The following is a 310-nucleotide window of genomic DNA, read 5'->3' as shown; positions in this document are numbered from 1 at the left end:
GAGGATTTAGAGAGTCTAGAGGGTCCTGAAAAACCATTTGCATTGTCTGATATCTCTCTTTATCTGAAATATCATCAAAACTCTTACCTGAAAAAGAAATACTTCCTTCCGTTTTCTTCTCTAAGTTCATAAGTGTCTTGGCCAAGGTACTTTTTCCACAACCAGACTCACCAACAATTCCTAGTGTTGTTCTTGGAGCGAGAGTGAAAGAGACATTGTTAAGTGCCTTAACAAGTTGGTCTTTTCCTTTGACTTGATAGAACTTTTTGAGATTTTCTACAACTAATGTTTCATTCATAATATTTGCCAT

The 310-nt window shown here is 35.8% G+C and carries 1 protein-coding gene; it reads right to left on the bottom strand.

Annotation, left to right across the window (positions count from 1 at the left end; translation table 11 throughout):
• A partial coding sequence (locus M901_RS04335; protein ID WP_034720305.1) for an ATP-binding cassette domain-containing protein occupies positions 1 to 298 on the bottom strand: 298 nt, incomplete at its 3' end.
• Positions 299 to 310 lie beyond the last annotated feature (12 nt).

The sequence above is a fragment of the Bacteriovorax sp. DB6_IX genome (assembly GCF_000447775.1).
Classification (GTDB): domain Bacteria; phylum Bdellovibrionota; class Bacteriovoracia; order Bacteriovoracales; family Bacteriovoracaceae; genus Halobacteriovorax_A.
This window is presented reverse-complemented; position numbering and strand designations above follow the sequence as displayed.